At 64.5% G+C, this 13,246-nt stretch carries 14 protein-coding genes; 5 read left to right on the top strand and 9 right to left on the bottom strand.

Annotated features, from left to right (window positions below; all coding sequences use genetic code 11):
- Nucleotides 1–4 precede the first annotated feature (4 nt).
- Both AC0L2O_RS11630 and AC0L2O_RS11625 read right to left on the bottom strand, forming a co-directional pair.
- Nucleotides 5–985, bottom strand: a complete 981-nt coding sequence (locus AC0L2O_RS11630) for a DUF305 domain-containing protein (RefSeq protein ID WP_473369807.1) — start codon at nt 983–985, stop codon at nt 5–7.
- Between the two features lie 170 nt (nt 986–1,155).
- Nucleotides 1,156–1,293 carry a hypothetical protein gene (locus AC0L2O_RS11625; protein ID WP_473369806.1) on the bottom strand — a complete coding sequence of 46 codons (138 nt, stop codon included), beginning with the start codon at nt 1,291–1,293 and terminating at the stop codon, nt 1,156–1,158.
- On the opposite strand from AC0L2O_RS11625, the gene AC0L2O_RS11620 reads away from it, so the two are divergent.
- Nucleotides 1,277–1,564, top strand: coding sequence for a hypothetical protein (locus AC0L2O_RS11620; protein ID WP_473369805.1), 288 nt, complete (start codon nt 1,277–1,279; stop codon nt 1,562–1,564). The genes AC0L2O_RS11625 and AC0L2O_RS11620 overlap by 17 nt on opposite strands.
- Before the next feature lie 25 nt (nt 1,565–1,589).
- Here the strand turns inward: AC0L2O_RS11620 and AC0L2O_RS11615 are convergent, their stop codons facing one another.
- Nucleotides 1,590–2,312: a DUF72 domain-containing protein gene (locus tag AC0L2O_RS11615; protein ID WP_473369804.1), complete on the bottom strand. Its 723-nt coding sequence runs from the start codon at nt 2,310–2,312 to the stop codon at nt 1,590–1,592.
- Between AC0L2O_RS11615 and AC0L2O_RS11610 the strand changes: the two genes are divergently transcribed.
- Nucleotides 2,311–2,643, top strand: coding sequence for a hypothetical protein (locus tag AC0L2O_RS11610; protein WP_369722280.1), 333 nt, complete (start codon nt 2,311–2,313; stop codon nt 2,641–2,643). The two genes, AC0L2O_RS11615 and AC0L2O_RS11610, sit on opposite strands and share 2 nt — an antisense overlap.
- A gap of 18 nt (nt 2,644–2,661) precedes the next feature.
- Here the strand turns inward: AC0L2O_RS11610 and AC0L2O_RS11605 are convergent, their stop codons facing one another.
- The 6 genes from AC0L2O_RS11605 to AC0L2O_RS11580 form a co-directional block, all read right to left on the bottom strand.
- Nucleotides 2,662–3,894: a hydantoinase/carbamoylase family amidase gene (locus tag AC0L2O_RS11605; protein WP_473369803.1), complete on the bottom strand. Its 1,233-nt coding sequence runs from the start codon at nt 3,892–3,894 to the stop codon at nt 2,662–2,664.
- Nucleotides 3,887–4,672, bottom strand: a complete 786-nt coding sequence (locus AC0L2O_RS11600; RefSeq protein ID WP_409187747.1) for an ABC transporter ATP-binding protein — start codon at nt 4,670–4,672, stop codon at nt 3,887–3,889. The genes AC0L2O_RS11605 and AC0L2O_RS11600 overlap by 8 nt, the downstream gene beginning before the upstream one ends.
- On the bottom strand, nt 4,669–5,442 hold the full coding sequence (locus AC0L2O_RS11595; protein WP_473369905.1) for an ABC transporter permease: 774 nt from the start codon (nt 5,440–5,442) through the stop codon (nt 4,669–4,671). Before AC0L2O_RS11595 ends, AC0L2O_RS11600 begins: the two co-directional genes overlap by 4 nt.
- A gap of 73 nt (nt 5,443–5,515) precedes the next feature.
- Nucleotides 5,516–6,460, bottom strand: a complete 945-nt coding sequence (locus tag AC0L2O_RS11590; RefSeq protein WP_409187748.1) for an ABC transporter substrate-binding protein — start codon at nt 6,458–6,460, stop codon at nt 5,516–5,518.
- 106 nt (nt 6,461–6,566) lie between these two features.
- The gene (hutC, locus tag AC0L2O_RS11585; RefSeq protein WP_473369802.1) at nt 6,567–7,295 is read right to left on the bottom strand and encodes a histidine utilization repressor; all 729 of its coding nucleotides are present in this window, start codon (nt 7,293–7,295) and stop codon (nt 6,567–6,569) included.
- Entirely contained in the window at nt 7,292–8,650 is a 1,359-nt protein-coding gene (locus AC0L2O_RS11580) for a formimidoylglutamate deiminase (RefSeq protein ID WP_473369801.1), read from the bottom strand. The genes hutC and AC0L2O_RS11580 overlap by 4 nt, the downstream gene beginning before the upstream one ends.
- Nucleotides 8,651–8,749: 99 nt before the next feature.
- On the opposite strand from AC0L2O_RS11580, the gene hutI reads away from it, so the two are divergent.
- Genes hutI through hutU form a run of 3 tightly spaced genes read left to right on the top strand, consistent with a single transcriptional unit; the run spans nt 8,750 to nt 13,219 of the window.
- Nucleotides 8,750–9,964, top strand: coding sequence for an imidazolonepropionase (gene hutI / locus AC0L2O_RS11575; protein WP_473369800.1), 1,215 nt, complete (start codon nt 8,750–8,752; stop codon nt 9,962–9,964).
- Nucleotides 9,961–11,520, top strand: coding sequence for a histidine ammonia-lyase (gene hutH / locus AC0L2O_RS11570; protein ID WP_473369799.1), 1,560 nt, complete (start codon nt 9,961–9,963; stop codon nt 11,518–11,520). Before hutI ends, hutH begins: the two co-directional genes overlap by 4 nt.
- Before the next feature lie 28 nt (nt 11,521–11,548).
- Nucleotides 11,549–13,219, top strand: a complete 1,671-nt coding sequence (gene hutU / locus AC0L2O_RS11565) for a urocanate hydratase (RefSeq protein ID WP_473369798.1) — start codon at nt 11,549–11,551, stop codon at nt 13,217–13,219.
- The last annotated feature ends 27 nt before the right edge of the window (nt 13,220–13,246 follow it).

Below are 13,246 nucleotides of genomic sequence, written 5' to 3'. Positions count from 1 at the left end.
TTGGCTACTGTGCATGGGGTTGTTTTCGCGCTTTTTGTTCAAGATTGTTCGCAAGCATGTTGCGCATCGCCCTGCGCACCGCGTCGATGCCCTCCACGTTGTTCATCAGGGCGATCTCGCCCTGCTGCTCGTGACGTATGGCGTGCGCCATCAGACGCAGCCGCGGGTCGCCGGCCGAATGCCATTCGGCGTCCGCCATTTCGACCGCGCCCGCATGATGCAGGCTCATCAAACGGACAAAGACCGCGTCGAATTCGCTATCCGTTGCTTTGCTCGCTTCTGCCATTTGCGACGGCGTCAGATATCCCGGCATCGCCGCACGTTCTTCGCTTGTGCAAACCGGCATCGGCTCGGTGAACCAGCCGTCCCACCAGCGCGTGAAAATGCGGTTCTCTCCCGACTGCGACGCCACCATCAGAGCCGCCAGGGCGCGCAAATGCGGTGCCTGCGCCCTTGCGACGGCGAGCTGCGCAAGTTCGATGCCCTGCTGATGATGCGTCGTCATGTGGCGCATGTATTGCTGGTCGTCGTCGGCGTTGCCGCTCATGAGAGGCAAGGGAAGCGCGAGCGCGTCGGCAAGGCCGAGCGTCGCCGATACGGCAAGCACGCAGCCAGCGCCCACCGCCCAGCGCTGCGCGAAGCGCACGGCGCTGCTCGGCGGGGCTTGGCCGGCCGGCCAGCGCAGCCAGGCGAACAGGGGATACATCAGGGCGGACGAGAGATGCACCAGCAAGCCGATCCAATAGGGCTGCTGCAAGGTGAAGATCGGTTGCCAGAACGGAAGCAGCGGGACGAGCACGAACCATTCGGTCGCGGAGGTCAAAATGGCCCAGGGCACGGCCAGGCCGGCGATGGCTGCGGGATGCAGCTTCTCGGTCCATCGGCCCAGCAGGCCAAAGAACACCAGCGCCCACGAAAAGTCCGCCCATTGATGAAAGGCGACGCCGATGGCGACCACGCTCGCGGTGGGATCGGTGGACAGCATCGCGTCGCGGGCGGGTATCGCTGCGACCGTCATCCAATCGACAAGCGGATCACGGCCAAGCTGGGCCGCTGTCACCTGGCTGAGCAGCGTCGAGAAGGTGCTGCTGACGAGGCCGAGTTGGGCTGCCGCCAGCCAGCGCGACTTGCCGGGTTTAGGAAGGTCGGAATTTCTCACAGCGCGATGATGTACGCGGCGGCGCCGATGAGAACGGCGAGACCGATAAGCATAATGGCGAGAAACAGCCTTCCCACGACGCGCTCCATGCCTCCCAAGCGGGCAATGGATGGCGCCGTGATCCGTTCCATCATAACCGAACCTCGATCAGCGGCTGGAACGAAAGATGTCGCCCGGTTTTCATTCTACGGCCGGCCGGTGTGGCGGACACGGTGGCTCAAAGAGGAAACCACGATGCTTGAAGAGAAGCTCAAGGAAGCAATTGTCGATGAGCTGAAGCGTCAGGCCGCGAACAGCCCGCAAACTCTCAAGGTCGAAGGCTCGGAAGAGCTGATCGTCAACGGCAAGATCGACCTGTCGGAGCTCGTGATGGTGATCGCAGGTTCTGTCGCTGGCGGTCCGTGATGTTTCGCGCGCTTGCCGCAAGCGCCTAGAGCAGCTCCTTCAGCCGCGCGGCATCAGCCGGAGCCGCGCTCTTCTGGTCGTTGTCGAAATACACGTAGACGTCGCAGCCCTGCCGCTTCCAGGATCTGATGCGTCTGGCCCATTCTTCAAGTACCGCCGGCCGGTAATGACCGTGATAGCGGCCGCTTGGTCCGTGGCCCCGAATGTAGACGAAATCCGCTGTTCGCTTCCACGGCGCCGGTGCATCGTGGTGATCCGAAAGACAGAGCGAGATGTTCGCCTTTCTCAATATTTTCAAGATGTCCGGGTGATACCAGCTAGGATGCCGAAACTCGAAGCTGTAACGCGGTTTGCGCGACAGCAGTTTGAGGAAGGAACTGAGCCGATCTGCGTCTGCCTCGAATCGCGGCGGAAGCTGGAACAGGATCGGACCGGCCTTGTGACCCAACAGCGAACGGCGTTCTTCCAGCAATTCGAGACTGTTCGTTGATCTGTCGGATAGCCGCTTCCAATGCGTGATGAACTTGGAAGCCTTCCACGCGAAGACAAAATCCTTGCCGGTTTGTTCGCGCCAGCCGTTTACAGCATCCGGCGTCGGTGTCCGATAAAACACACCGTTGAGCTCGGTCGTATCAAACTGACTGGCGTAGTAACAAAGCTGCTGCTTGATCGGTAGGTCCTTGGGAAAGAAAGGCCCTCGCCAAGACGCATAATGCCAACCCGACGTACCGATATGGACGCGTGCCATGTGGAATTTCAACTCGACTCAGGAAACCTCAACGGTGTCCGTCACCGCTCGTTCCCGCGGGCGGGGATTTTGGAACATCCGTTTATGGCGTCGGTTATTCGATGACCTCGCATGGGCAACACGCGATGGGCTTTGCCGCGTCGCAAACCCCGGAGCTCCGATGTACGCATTGTTCGAAGGCGACAGACAAATCGGCGCTGCATTTCCGACGGAAAAGGAAGTGTGGGAGGCGGCGCTGATCGAAGGGCTTGTCACCGACGTTCCCGTCGCTGACGAGGAAGACGGCCAGATCCTGCCAAACGGGTATCACGTCAAACGGGTCGAGCCGTGACGGCCGCGGCACGTCGTTCTAGCCGCCGAGGATACGCCGGCACGCGTCGACGAAAACCTGCGCGCCCGTGACAATATCAGCGTCGGCGGTGTTTTCGGTCCAGTGGTGGCTGATGCCGCCGATCGAGGGCACGAACAGCATGCCTGCAGGCATGACGGTTGCGAGCATCTGCGCGTCATGGCCGGCGCCGCTGGGCATGCGGAGCGATCGCCCACCGGCGAAGGCCTTGCTCGCGGCTTGAATGGCATCCTGAAAGCCGGCATTCATCAAGGCAGGAGCGCCGGTGCGAATCCGCTCCAGGCACATCGTGCAGGGGCCCCGCGCGTTGACCTCGTCCGTCATGCTCCGCAGCAAATCCTCCAGCCGCGCAATCACGGCCGGATCGTCGTCGCGGATCTGGAACAGCATCTCGGCTGCGCCGGGAATGATGCTCGGTGCGCCTGGATCCAGCGTGATGCGGCCCGTGGTCCAGACCGTGCGCGGTCCGCACGCGCCTGGGAAGCGTTCGTCGATCGCCACGCAGAACTTTGCCAGTGCCAGTCCCGCATCCTTTCGCGCGGCCATGCGGGTGGTGCCGGCATGGTTCTGTTCGCCGACAAAATGGATCTGGTACTGCCAGATGCCGACAATGGACGTCACGACGCCGATCGCGAGACGGCCGCTTTCCAGCGTGTCGCCCTGCTCGATATGCGCCTCAAGATATCCGACGTGGCGCCCTGGTTCGGCGGCGACGCGCGGCCGTCCGGCGAGCCCCATCTCGGCGAGCGCATCGCGCATGCTGCGGCCGCCGGTGCGATCGCGCGCGGCGTCGATTTCGGCGTCGGTCACTTGCCCGACATAGGAGCGCGAGCCGAGGAAGTGTCCGAAATGTCCTTCCTCGTCGCACCAGACGGCAACTTCGACAGCGCCCTGGAACGAATCGTCGCTATTGAGCACGCGCGCAGCTTCGAGCGCGTAAACCACGCCGAGCGGTCCATCAAGCCAGCCGGCGTAGTTCTGGCTTTCCAGATGCGAGCCCGCGAGCAGCTTCGGCCCGGGTTTTGCGCTGCTGCCGAAGACGTTGCCGACGCCGTCGATGGCGGCGGTGAGGCCGGCATCCGGCAGCTTATGCATCAGCCACTCCAGCGACCGCTTGTGCGGCTCGGAGAAGGTCGGCTTGTGCACGCCGGTCTTGTAGGCACCGATGGCGCGCAGCGCATTGAGATCGGCGAGAACCCGCTCGCCGTTGGCGAGACTGTGATGGTCAGGCATGTTCGGCAACCTTCAGCGCCTCGGTGCGGATTTCCTCAACCAGCCGCTCCTTGAGCTGGACGAACTCGGGCGTGGTCTTGATCTTGTAGGAGCGCGGATGCGGCAGGTCCACCGCGATCTCGGCCTTGATGCGGCCGGGACGCGCGCTCATGACGACGACGCGGCCGCCGAGGAAGATCGCTTCCTCGATGTCGTGGGTCACGAAGAGGACGGTCTTCTGGTCCCGCTCCCAGATCCCGAGCAGCATTTCCTGCATCAAGGCGCGGGTCTGGTTGTCCAGCGCGCCGAAGGGCTCGTCGAGCAGCAGTATCTTCGGATCGTTCGCCAACGCGCGGGCGATCGCTGTGCGCTGCTGCATCCCGCCGGAAAGTTGTTTCGGCCAGTGGTTCTCGAAACCGGACAATCCGACCTGGCGGATCAAGGTATCGGCGATCTTGTTCCGCTCGCCTTGCAACACGCCGCGCTCGCGCAGGCCGAAGGCGATGTTTTCGCGCACGGTCAGCCAAGGAAACAGCGTGTAGGACTGGAACACCATGCCGCGATCGGCGCCGGGGCCGGTCACCTCGCGACCGTCGAGGGTGACGCGCCCGCCGGTTGGGCGATCGAGGCCCGCGACGATGCGGAGCAACGTGGACTTGCCGCAGCCGGAGGGGCCGAGGATGGTGACAAAATCGTTGTTGCCGATCACGAGATCGGTGGGCTCCAGCGCTTTGGTGGGTGGGCTGCCGTGGCGGGCCGGGAAGGTCCGCGAGACCTTTTCGATCTTCAGGATCGTCATGCGAGCTTCCACGGAAACAGCCAGGCATTAAACGCCTTGAACAGGAAATCGGAGACGAGGCCGATCAGCCCGATCACGATGATGCCGAAGATGATCTGGCCGGTATTGAGCAGCGCCTGGCTGTCGGTGATCATGTGGCCGATGCCCGATGACGACCCGATCAGTTCCGCAACGATGACATAGGTCCAGGCCCAGCCGAGCACCAGCCGCAGGATCTCCGCGATCTCGGGCGCTGAGGAGGGCAGCAGCACACGGCGGATGATGCCGCGGTCGCTGGCGCCAAGCGTATAGGCCGCCTCGACGAGATCGCGCCTTGTGGCGCCGACGGTCACCGCGATCATCAGGATGACCTGGAACACCGAGCCGATGAAGATGACGAGCAGCTTTTGCAGTTCGCCGATGCCGGCCCACAGGATCAGTAGCGGAATGAAGGCGGAGGCGGGCAGGTAGCGCGCGAACGACACGAAAGGTTCGAGGAACGCTTCGATCGGCTTATAGGCGCCCATCAGCACCCCAAGCGGCACCGCGATGATGGCGGCCAGCACAAAGCCGCCGACAACCCGCCAGACGGTCATACCGATGTCGAACACGAAGCCCTGCTTGGTGAGCAGGTCAAAGCCTTCCTGCACCATGGCCAGCGGGTTGGCGAGGAACGTCTTCGACACATGGCCGCCGAACGTCGCCCATGACCAGAGGAGGACGAACAGCACGAAGAAGGCGAGGCCATAGGCCGCGCGTTGCTTCGATGTCACGGGATCCAGGGGACGCATCAAACGATATATCCGGACAATGGTCCATCACTCCTAGTCCCGCCCTGCGGCGGGACCAGGAGTCGTATGGAAATTACTTGATGTAGCTCGCGTCGAAGAGATCCTCGACTTTCGGCGCGGCCTTGATGATGCCGATCTCGAGCAGCAGATCCGCGGCATCCTTGTTGAAGGCGAGGAAATCGCCCGCGAAGAACTTCTGGTTCGCGGCCTTGTCCTGCCAGCGCAGGTACTTTGCCGAGTTGCCGAATTGCTCGCCGGTCTGCTTCACGTCGGCGCCCATGATCTCGTAGGCCTTGGCCTGGTCTTTGGCGATCATGTCGAGCGCCTCGAAATAGCTGTCGGCGAGCGCCTGCGCGGCCTTCGGGTTTTCGCTCAGGAACTTTGGCGTGCAGCCAAAAGTATCCATCACGATCGGATAGTCGAGCGTGGTCGCGATGATCTTGCCCTTGTCGGGCGCGGCCCGCACGGTCGACAGATACGGCTCATAGGTCATCGCGGCGTCGTTCTGGCCGGAGACGAAAGCCTGCGCGGCCGCTGCCGGCTCCAGGTTCACCACCGTGACGTCCTTCACCGTGAGGCCGTTTTTCTTGAGCATCCAGGCCAGCGCGAAATAGGGCGAGGTGCCCGGCGCCGAGGCCGCGACCGTCTTGCCCTTCAGTTCCTTGATTGCGGTAACGTTGTTGCGCACGGCCATGCCGTCGGCGCCAAAGCTCTTGTCGAGCTGGAAGATCTGCTTGGTTGCGACGCCGTTGGCGTTCCACGAGATCCAGGTCTCGACCGTGGTTGCTGCGCACTGGACGTCGCCTGAGGCGATCGCGAGGTGGCGGTCCTTCTGCGGGATCTTCTTGATCGCCACGTCGAGGCCGTTCTTCTTGAAGATGCCGGCTTCCTTCGCGAGCGTCAGCGGCGCAAAGCCGGTCCATCCGGAGATGCCGATTCCGACCTTGACGTCGTCGGCGAGCACCGGGGTGGAGGCCGCCAGCGCAATGATGGTCGCAAATACTTTCGAACTACGCATGATTGTCGTCCTCTTGCCGATCGGTGGATTGACGTCCTGTTGATTTCTGTCGGTCCGCAAGGACCGCTGCCCGAAGCATTGCACAAAGTGTGCCGACATCGTTCTCTCAGCCTCCCTTGAATCGGGCGACAAGGCGGTGAGAGTCACCGGGATAGAGCAGCCGCACCGCGGTAATCGTGCGGGCGCTGCGCCAAGTATAGCGATCGACCACCAAACATGGTGCGCCCACGGCGATCTCGAGCGCTTCCGCCGCGCGGTCATCCGCGACGATGGCGCTGATCGTATGCTCCGCTTCTGTCCACGGCACATGATGAAGCAGCCAGGAGCCGGGCGGCTCGCGCGCGAAATCCGCGGTCGCGGCGTCGGGCACGGACGACAGATCGATCAGCCTGTCCTCGACGGCAAACGGCACGTTGTCGGCGCTGTGGCGGCAGGCGATCGCGACGACCTTGCCGGCTTTCTTGACACCCAAACGGCCGCGGTCGGCCACTGTCGCCGAGCGCAGCTTGCGATGGATTAATTCGTAGCCATAGCTGCGACCGAGGGCGGTGATCTCGGCGCGGATATCGGCGATCTTGAGAACCGCTGATTGGTGTTGTGGCCGGCGCACGAACGAGCCGGCGCGCCGCCGCCGTTCGATCAGATCGGCCTGAGCGAGTTCCGACAGCGCCTTGTTCACTGTCATCCGCGAGCAGCCGTAGCGCGCCACCAATTCGTGTTCGAAGGGAATCCGATGCCCCGGCGGCCATTCGCCGGTCAAGATCCGCTTCTCGATATCGGCACGGATCCGCTTGTAGAGCGTCGGCTGGTCGACTGCGTCGGTGGCGAGGCTCATGCAACGAGCCTCCGCACCGACACGTTGAAGTTTTCGCGCGCCGACCGACGCAATTTGTGCCGGCCGCCCTCGACCACCTTGTTGCCGCCGGCCCAGACGCAATCGATCGCGCCGCTGCCCGCGGCAAAGATCCAGCCGTCGATGACAGCATCACGCGAACGCCCGGCCAGCGACGGATGCGCCGTATCGAGCGTCACGATATCGCCACGTCCGCCCGGCGTAAGGCCAACGGTCGGCCTCCCCAGTGCCCGCGCACCGCCCGCGAGCGCATGGTCGAACAATGCGCGCCCGGTCGACGCGCCGGCGCCGCCGGAGAGCACGTTGCGCTCGCGATGCTTCAGGCGCTGGCCATATTCGAGCTGGCGTAGCTCGTCCGCGACCCCGACCAGCACGTTGGAATCGGTGCCAATGCCAAAGGCGCCGCCGGCATCGACGAATTCCCGGGCCCGGAAAGTCCCGTCGCCAAGGCTCGCTTCGGTGACGGGACAGAGGCCGGCGACCGCGCCGGTCCTGGCGAATGAGGCCAGTTCGTCGTTCGTCGTATGGGTCGCGTGAATGAGGCACCAGCGCTGATCGACGGGGGCGTGTTCCAGCAGCCATTGCACCGGACGCCGTCCCGACCACGCCAGGCAATCCTCGACTTCTTTGACCTGCTCGGCGGCGTGAATATGCACCGGGCCGCCGTCCGCGAGCGGAATGATGGCCGCGAGTTGGTCCGGCGTCACAGCACGCAAACTGTGCGGCGCGATGCCGGTATCGGCGCCCGACAATTTGCTGATGGCCTTGCGCGAAGCGGCCATCGACTTGGCGAATTGATCGACCGAGCAGATGAAGCGGCGCTGTCCGGCATGCGGCGCGGCGCCGCCGAAGCCGCCATGCGCATAAAAGCTCGGCAACAGCGTGAGGCCAATGCCGGAATCCTGGGCCGCTTGCGCGATGCGCACGGCCATCTCGGCGAGATCGGCGTAGGGCGAGCCATCACGATCGTGGTGCAGATAGTGGAATTCGCCGACGTGGGTAAAACCCTGCTCGAGCATCTCGACGTAAAGCAGCGTTGCGACGGCCGCGACGTCATCCGGCGTCATCGCGAGCGCAAAACGATACATCGTCTCGCGCCAGGTCCAGAACGTATCCGTGCTGTCACCGCGCAGTTCCGCCAGCCCCGCCATGCCGCGCTGGAATGCGTGGCTGTGCAGGCTTGCAAGTCCTGGAAGCGCTATACTGTGACGTTCGTCGCCGGCGGCTGGCGCCACATTCGGCGTCACGGCGGCGATCGCGCCGGCGGTGACGACCACCTGCACGTCAGTGGCCCAGCCCGAGGGCAGGAGCGCGGAGGCGAAATGCAGTCGTGTCATGTTTACACGCCGGCTGGACAGAACCAGGCCACGATTATATGTCTAGACATATAAGTCAAGCACCCCAGGACGAAGCCGTATCCGCGAAGGGACATCCGCATGGCAGAGCGCTTCGACCGGATCTGGCACAACGCCCGGCTCGCCACGATGCGCGCCGACCGTCCCGACCTCGGCGAGATCGAGCATGGCGTGATCGCGACGCGCGGCGGCCGCATCGTCTATGCCGGCGCGGAGACGGATTTTCCGGCGGATGCAGACGCCATCAAGCGGATCGATTGCGAAGGGCGCTGGATCACGCCCGGCCTCGTCGACTGCCACACCCATCTCGTCCATGGCGGCAATCGCGCGCACGAGTTCGAGCTGCGCCTGAAGGGCGCAAGCTACGAGGAGATCGCGCGCGCCGGCGGCGGCATCGTTTCAACCGTGGCCGCGACGCGCAAGGCGAGCGAGGCCGAGCTCGTCGCAACTGCGCTGCCGCGGCTCGACGCGCTGATCGGCGAGGGCGCAACCACAATTGAGATCAAGTCCGGCTATGGCCTCGATACCGAGACCGAGATGAAGCAGCTTGCCGCAGCCCGCAGCCTTGGCCGGATGCGGCCGGTCGCGATCCGCACCTCCTTTCTCGGCGCGCATGCGTTGCCGCCTGAAGCGGAGGGCGACAGGGATCGCTACATCGATCTTGTCTGCAAGGAGATGCTGTCGGCCGTTGCAAAAGCTGGCCTGGCCGATGCCGTCGACGCTTTCATGGAGGGCATCGCGTTCTCAGCCGAGCAGACCGCGCGGGTGTTCGAGGCTGCCAAGGCGCTCGGGCTGCCGGTCAAGCTCCATGCCGATCAATTGTCAAACCTCGGCGGCGCGGCGCTCGCAGCGAAATTCTCCGCACTCTCGGCCGATCATCTCGAGCATAGCGACGAGGCTGGCGCGGCCGCGATGGCCAAGGTCGGGACGGTGGCCGTGCTGCTGCCCGGCGCGTTCTATTTCATTCGCGAGACCAAGACGCCGCCGGTCGAGGTGTTCCGCAACCAGGGCGTCCACATGGCGCTCGCGACCGACTGCAATCCCGGCAGCTCGCCGCTGACCTCGCTGCTGCTCGCCATGAACATGGGTGCGACCTTGTTCCGGATGACGGTGGCCGAATGCCTTGCCGGCGCCACCCGCGAAGGCGCGCGCGCACTCGGCCTGCTGGAGGAGACCGGCACGTTAGAGGCCGGCAAATGGTGCGACCTCGCGATCTGGGACATCGAGCGTCCTGCCGAGCTCGTCTACCGCATCGGCTTCAATCCGCTGCATCGGCGCGTTTGGAGGGGACAGTGACGGAGCTGGGCGCAGCGATCGTCATCCGACCGGGGCCGGTCAGCCTCGACGATCTCGCGCGCGTGCTGCACGGCGCGTCCGTTGTACTCGATCCTGCGTTCTGGCCGCGCGTCCAGGCAGCCGCGGAGATCGTCGCGAAAGCCGCGCGTGCGGACGCGCCGGTCTACGGCATCAATACCGGCTTTGGAAAGCTGGCGTCGAAACGCATTCCGCCGGATCAGACCGCGGTGCTCCAGCGCAACCTCATCGTCTCGCATTGCTGCGGCGTCGGCCCGGCGACGCCCGAGGCGATCGTGCGGCTGATGATCGCGCTGAAAATCATCTCGCTCGGGCGCGGCGCCTCCGGCGTGCGCCGCGAGGTGATCGAGCAATTGCAGGCGATGCTGGCGCTGCGCGTCTATCCGCTGGTGCCACAGCAAGGATCGGTCGGCGCCTCCGGAGATCTCGCGCCGCTCGCGCACATGACGGCAGTGATGATCGGAGAGGGGCAGGCGATCGTAGACGGCAAGCCCGTATCGGGCAGCGAAGGGCTCGCAGCCGCTGGCCTCGTGCCGCTGACATTGGGCCCCAAGGAGGGGCTCGCGCTGATCAACGGCACGCAGTTCTCGACCGCCTACGCCATGTCCGGCGTGCTGCGCGCATTTCGCCTGGCCCGCGCCGCGCTCGTGACCGGCGCGCTATCGGTCGATGCAGCGATGGCGTCGACGGCGCCATTCCGTCCCGAAATTCAAGCATTGCGTGGTCATCCAGGGCAGATCGCCGCGGCTGCGGCGCTGACGGCGCTGCTCGAGGGCAGCGACATCAGGCTGTCGCATCTCGAGGGCGACGAGCGCGTGCAGGATCCCTATTGCCTGCGTTGCCAGCCGCAGGTCGCGGGCGCCGCGCTAGACTTGATCAGGCAGGCGGCGCGAACCCTCATCGTAGAGGCCAATGCCGTCACCGACAATCCACTGGTTCTGGTCGAGACCGGCGAGATCGTCTCCGGCGGCAATTTCCACGCCGAACCCGTGGCCTTCGCGGCAGACGCCATCGCGCTCGCATTGTCAGAGATCGGCGCGATCAGCGAGCGGCGCATCGCGACGCTGGTCGATCCCGCGCTCAATTTCGGCCTGCCGCCGTTCCTGACGCCCGATCCCGGCATCAATTCCGGCTTCATGATCGCCGAGGTGACGGCGGCCGCGCTCTATGCCGAGAACAAGCAGCGTGCGGCGGCCTGCTCGATCGACTCGACGCCCACCAGCGCCAACCAGGAAGACCATGTCTCGATGGCCGCGCATGCCGCGCGGCGCTTGTCCGACATGGCGGACAATCTCGCCGCCATCCTCGGGATCGAGCTGTTGGTCGCGGCGCAAGGCATCACGCTGCGCGCGCCGCACGCGACGAGCGCGCCGCTCGTCGCAGTCATCGCCGCGTTGCGCGAACAGGTGGCCGCGCTCGGCGCCGACCGCTACATGGCCGGCGATCTCGCCAAGGCGGCCGCGCTGATCGAAGCGGACGCGCTTCCGACCGTAGCCATCGACGCGCTTTCAACCGATCCGTTTCCGAGACTTGACTGAACGAGTAGCTGGCTAAAGAGGCTTTCGCATGAACCGCCGACTGGACAATGACCGCATCATTCGCGCCCCGCGTGGTAGCGAAATCAGCGCCAAAAGCTGGTTGACGGAAGCGCCGCTCCGTATGCTCATGAACAATCTCGATCCGGAGGTGGCAGAGCGCCCAAGCGAACTCGTGGTCTATGGCGGCATCGGCCGCGCCGCGCGCGACTGGGAGAGCTTTGACCGGATCGTTGCCTCGCTGCGCACGCTCGAAGGCGACCAGACCTTGCTGGTCCAGTCCGGCAAACCGGTCGGCGTGTTCCGCACCCATGCGGACGCGCCGCGCGTGCTGATCGCGAATTCCAACCTCGTGCCGCACTGGGCGACGCTCGACCATTTCAACGAGCTCGATCGCAAGGGCCTGATGATGTACGGCCAGATGACCGCCGGCTCCTGGATCTATATCGGCAGCCAGGGCATCGTGCAGGGCACTTACGAAACCTTCGTCGAAGTCGGGCGCCGGCATTTTGGCGGCAGCCTCGCGGGCAAATGGATTCTCACCGCCGGTCTCGGTGGCATGGGTGGTGCGCAGCCGCTGGCCGCGACCATGGCGGGCGCCTCGATGCTCGCGGTCGAATGCCAGCCGAGCCGGATCGAGATGCGGCTGCGCACAGGTTATCTTGATCGGCAGGCGGCGACGCTCGACGAAGCGCTTGCGATGATGGAAGAGGCCTCCAAGACCCAGAAGGCAGTCTCGGTCGGCCTGCTCGGTAATGCGGCCGAGATCTTTCCGGAGCTGGTGCGCCGCGGCGTTAAGCCTGACATCGTCACCGACCAGACCAGTGCCCATGATCCGATCAACGGCTATCTGCCGAAGGGCTGGACGCTCGCCGAATGGGAGACGAAACGCGCGGCCGATCCGAAGGCGGTCGAACGCGCCTCGAAGACCTCGATGGTTGATCACGTCCAGGCCATGCTGGATTTCCACGCGCAGGGAATCCCGACACTCGATTACGGCAACAATATTCGCCAGATGGCGAAGGACATGGGCCTGAACAACGCGTTCGATTTCCCCGGCTTCGTTCCTGCCTATATCCGCCCGTTGTTCTGTCGTGGCGTTGGACCATTCCGCTGGGCGGCGCTCTCGGGCGATCCCGAAGACATCTTCAGGACCGATGCCAAGGTCAAGGAGCTGATGCCGCACGACAAGCATCTGCACAACTGGTTGGACATGGCGAAGGCCCGCATCAAATTCCAGGGCTTGCCGGCGCGAATCTGCTGGGTCGGCCTCGGCGATCGGCATCGGCTTGGCCTTGCGTTCAACGACATGGTGGCGCGCGGTGAATTGAAAGCCCCGATCGTGATCGGCCGCGATCATCTCGACAGCGGCTCGGTGGCAAGCCCCAACCGCGAGACCGAGGCGATGCGAGACGGTTCGGACGCGGTGTCCGACTGGCCGTTGCTCAACGCACTCTTGAACTGCGCGAGCGGCGCGACCTGGGTGTCGCTGCATCACGGCGGTGGCGTCGGCATCGGATATTCCCAGCATGCCGGCATGGTGATCGTCGCCGACGGCACGCCGGACGCGGCGCGTCGGATCGAGCGCGTGCTCTGGAACGATCCGGCGACCGGCGTGATGCGCCATGCCGACGCGGGCTATGACACCGCGATCGAATGTGCCAACGCCAGCGGGCTCGATCTGCCGAGCCTTTCGAAGTAGCTCTACCCAGCAAGTGTGAGGGCGCCA

It is taken from the genome of Bradyrhizobium sp. Kon10 (assembly GCF_055807395.1).
The sequence above is the reverse complement of the archived record's forward strand: the minus strand, read 5'-3'. Positions and strand labels throughout refer to the sequence as shown.

Excerpts from the sequence above, each read along its gene's own strand:
- hutU (WP_473369798.1), top strand. The coding sequence starts at position 11,549 with ATGAACCGCCGACTGGACAATGACCGCATCATTCGCGCCCCGCGTGGT.
- AC0L2O_RS11610 (WP_369722280.1), top strand. The coding sequence starts at position 2,311 with ATGTGGAATTTCAACTCGACTCAGGAAACCTCAACGGTGTCCGTCACC.
- AC0L2O_RS11625 (WP_473369806.1), bottom strand. The coding sequence starts at position 1,293 with ATGATGGAACGGATCACGGCGCCATCCATTGCCCGCTTGGGAGGCATG.
- AC0L2O_RS11600 (WP_409187747.1), bottom strand. The coding sequence starts at position 4,672 with ATGACGATCCTGAAGATCGAAAAGGTCTCGCGGACCTTCCCGGCCCGC.
- AC0L2O_RS11595 (WP_473369905.1), bottom strand. The coding sequence starts at position 5,442 with ATGCGTCCCCTGGATCCCGTGACATCGAAGCAACGCGCGGCCTATGGC.
- hutI (WP_473369800.1), top strand. The coding sequence starts at position 8,750 with ATGGCAGAGCGCTTCGACCGGATCTGGCACAACGCCCGGCTCGCCACG.
- AC0L2O_RS11590 (WP_409187748.1), bottom strand. The coding sequence starts at position 6,460 with ATGCGTAGTTCGAAAGTATTTGCGACCATCATTGCGCTGGCGGCCTCC.
- hutC (WP_473369802.1), bottom strand. The coding sequence starts at position 7,295 with ATGAGCCTCGCCACCGACGCAGTCGACCAGCCGACGCTCTACAAGCGG.
- AC0L2O_RS11630 (WP_473369807.1), bottom strand. The coding sequence starts at position 985 with ATGCTGTCCACCGATCCCACCGCGAGCGTGGTCGCCATCGGCGTCGCC.
- AC0L2O_RS11605 (WP_473369803.1), bottom strand. The coding sequence starts at position 3,894 with ATGCCTGACCATCACAGTCTCGCCAACGGCGAGCGGGTTCTCGCCGAT.
- AC0L2O_RS11615 (WP_473369804.1), bottom strand. The coding sequence starts at position 2,312 with ATGGCACGCGTCCATATCGGTACGTCGGGTTGGCATTATGCGTCTTGG.
- AC0L2O_RS11580 (WP_473369801.1), bottom strand. The coding sequence starts at position 8,650 with ATGACACGACTGCATTTCGCCTCCGCGCTCCTGCCCTCGGGCTGGGCC.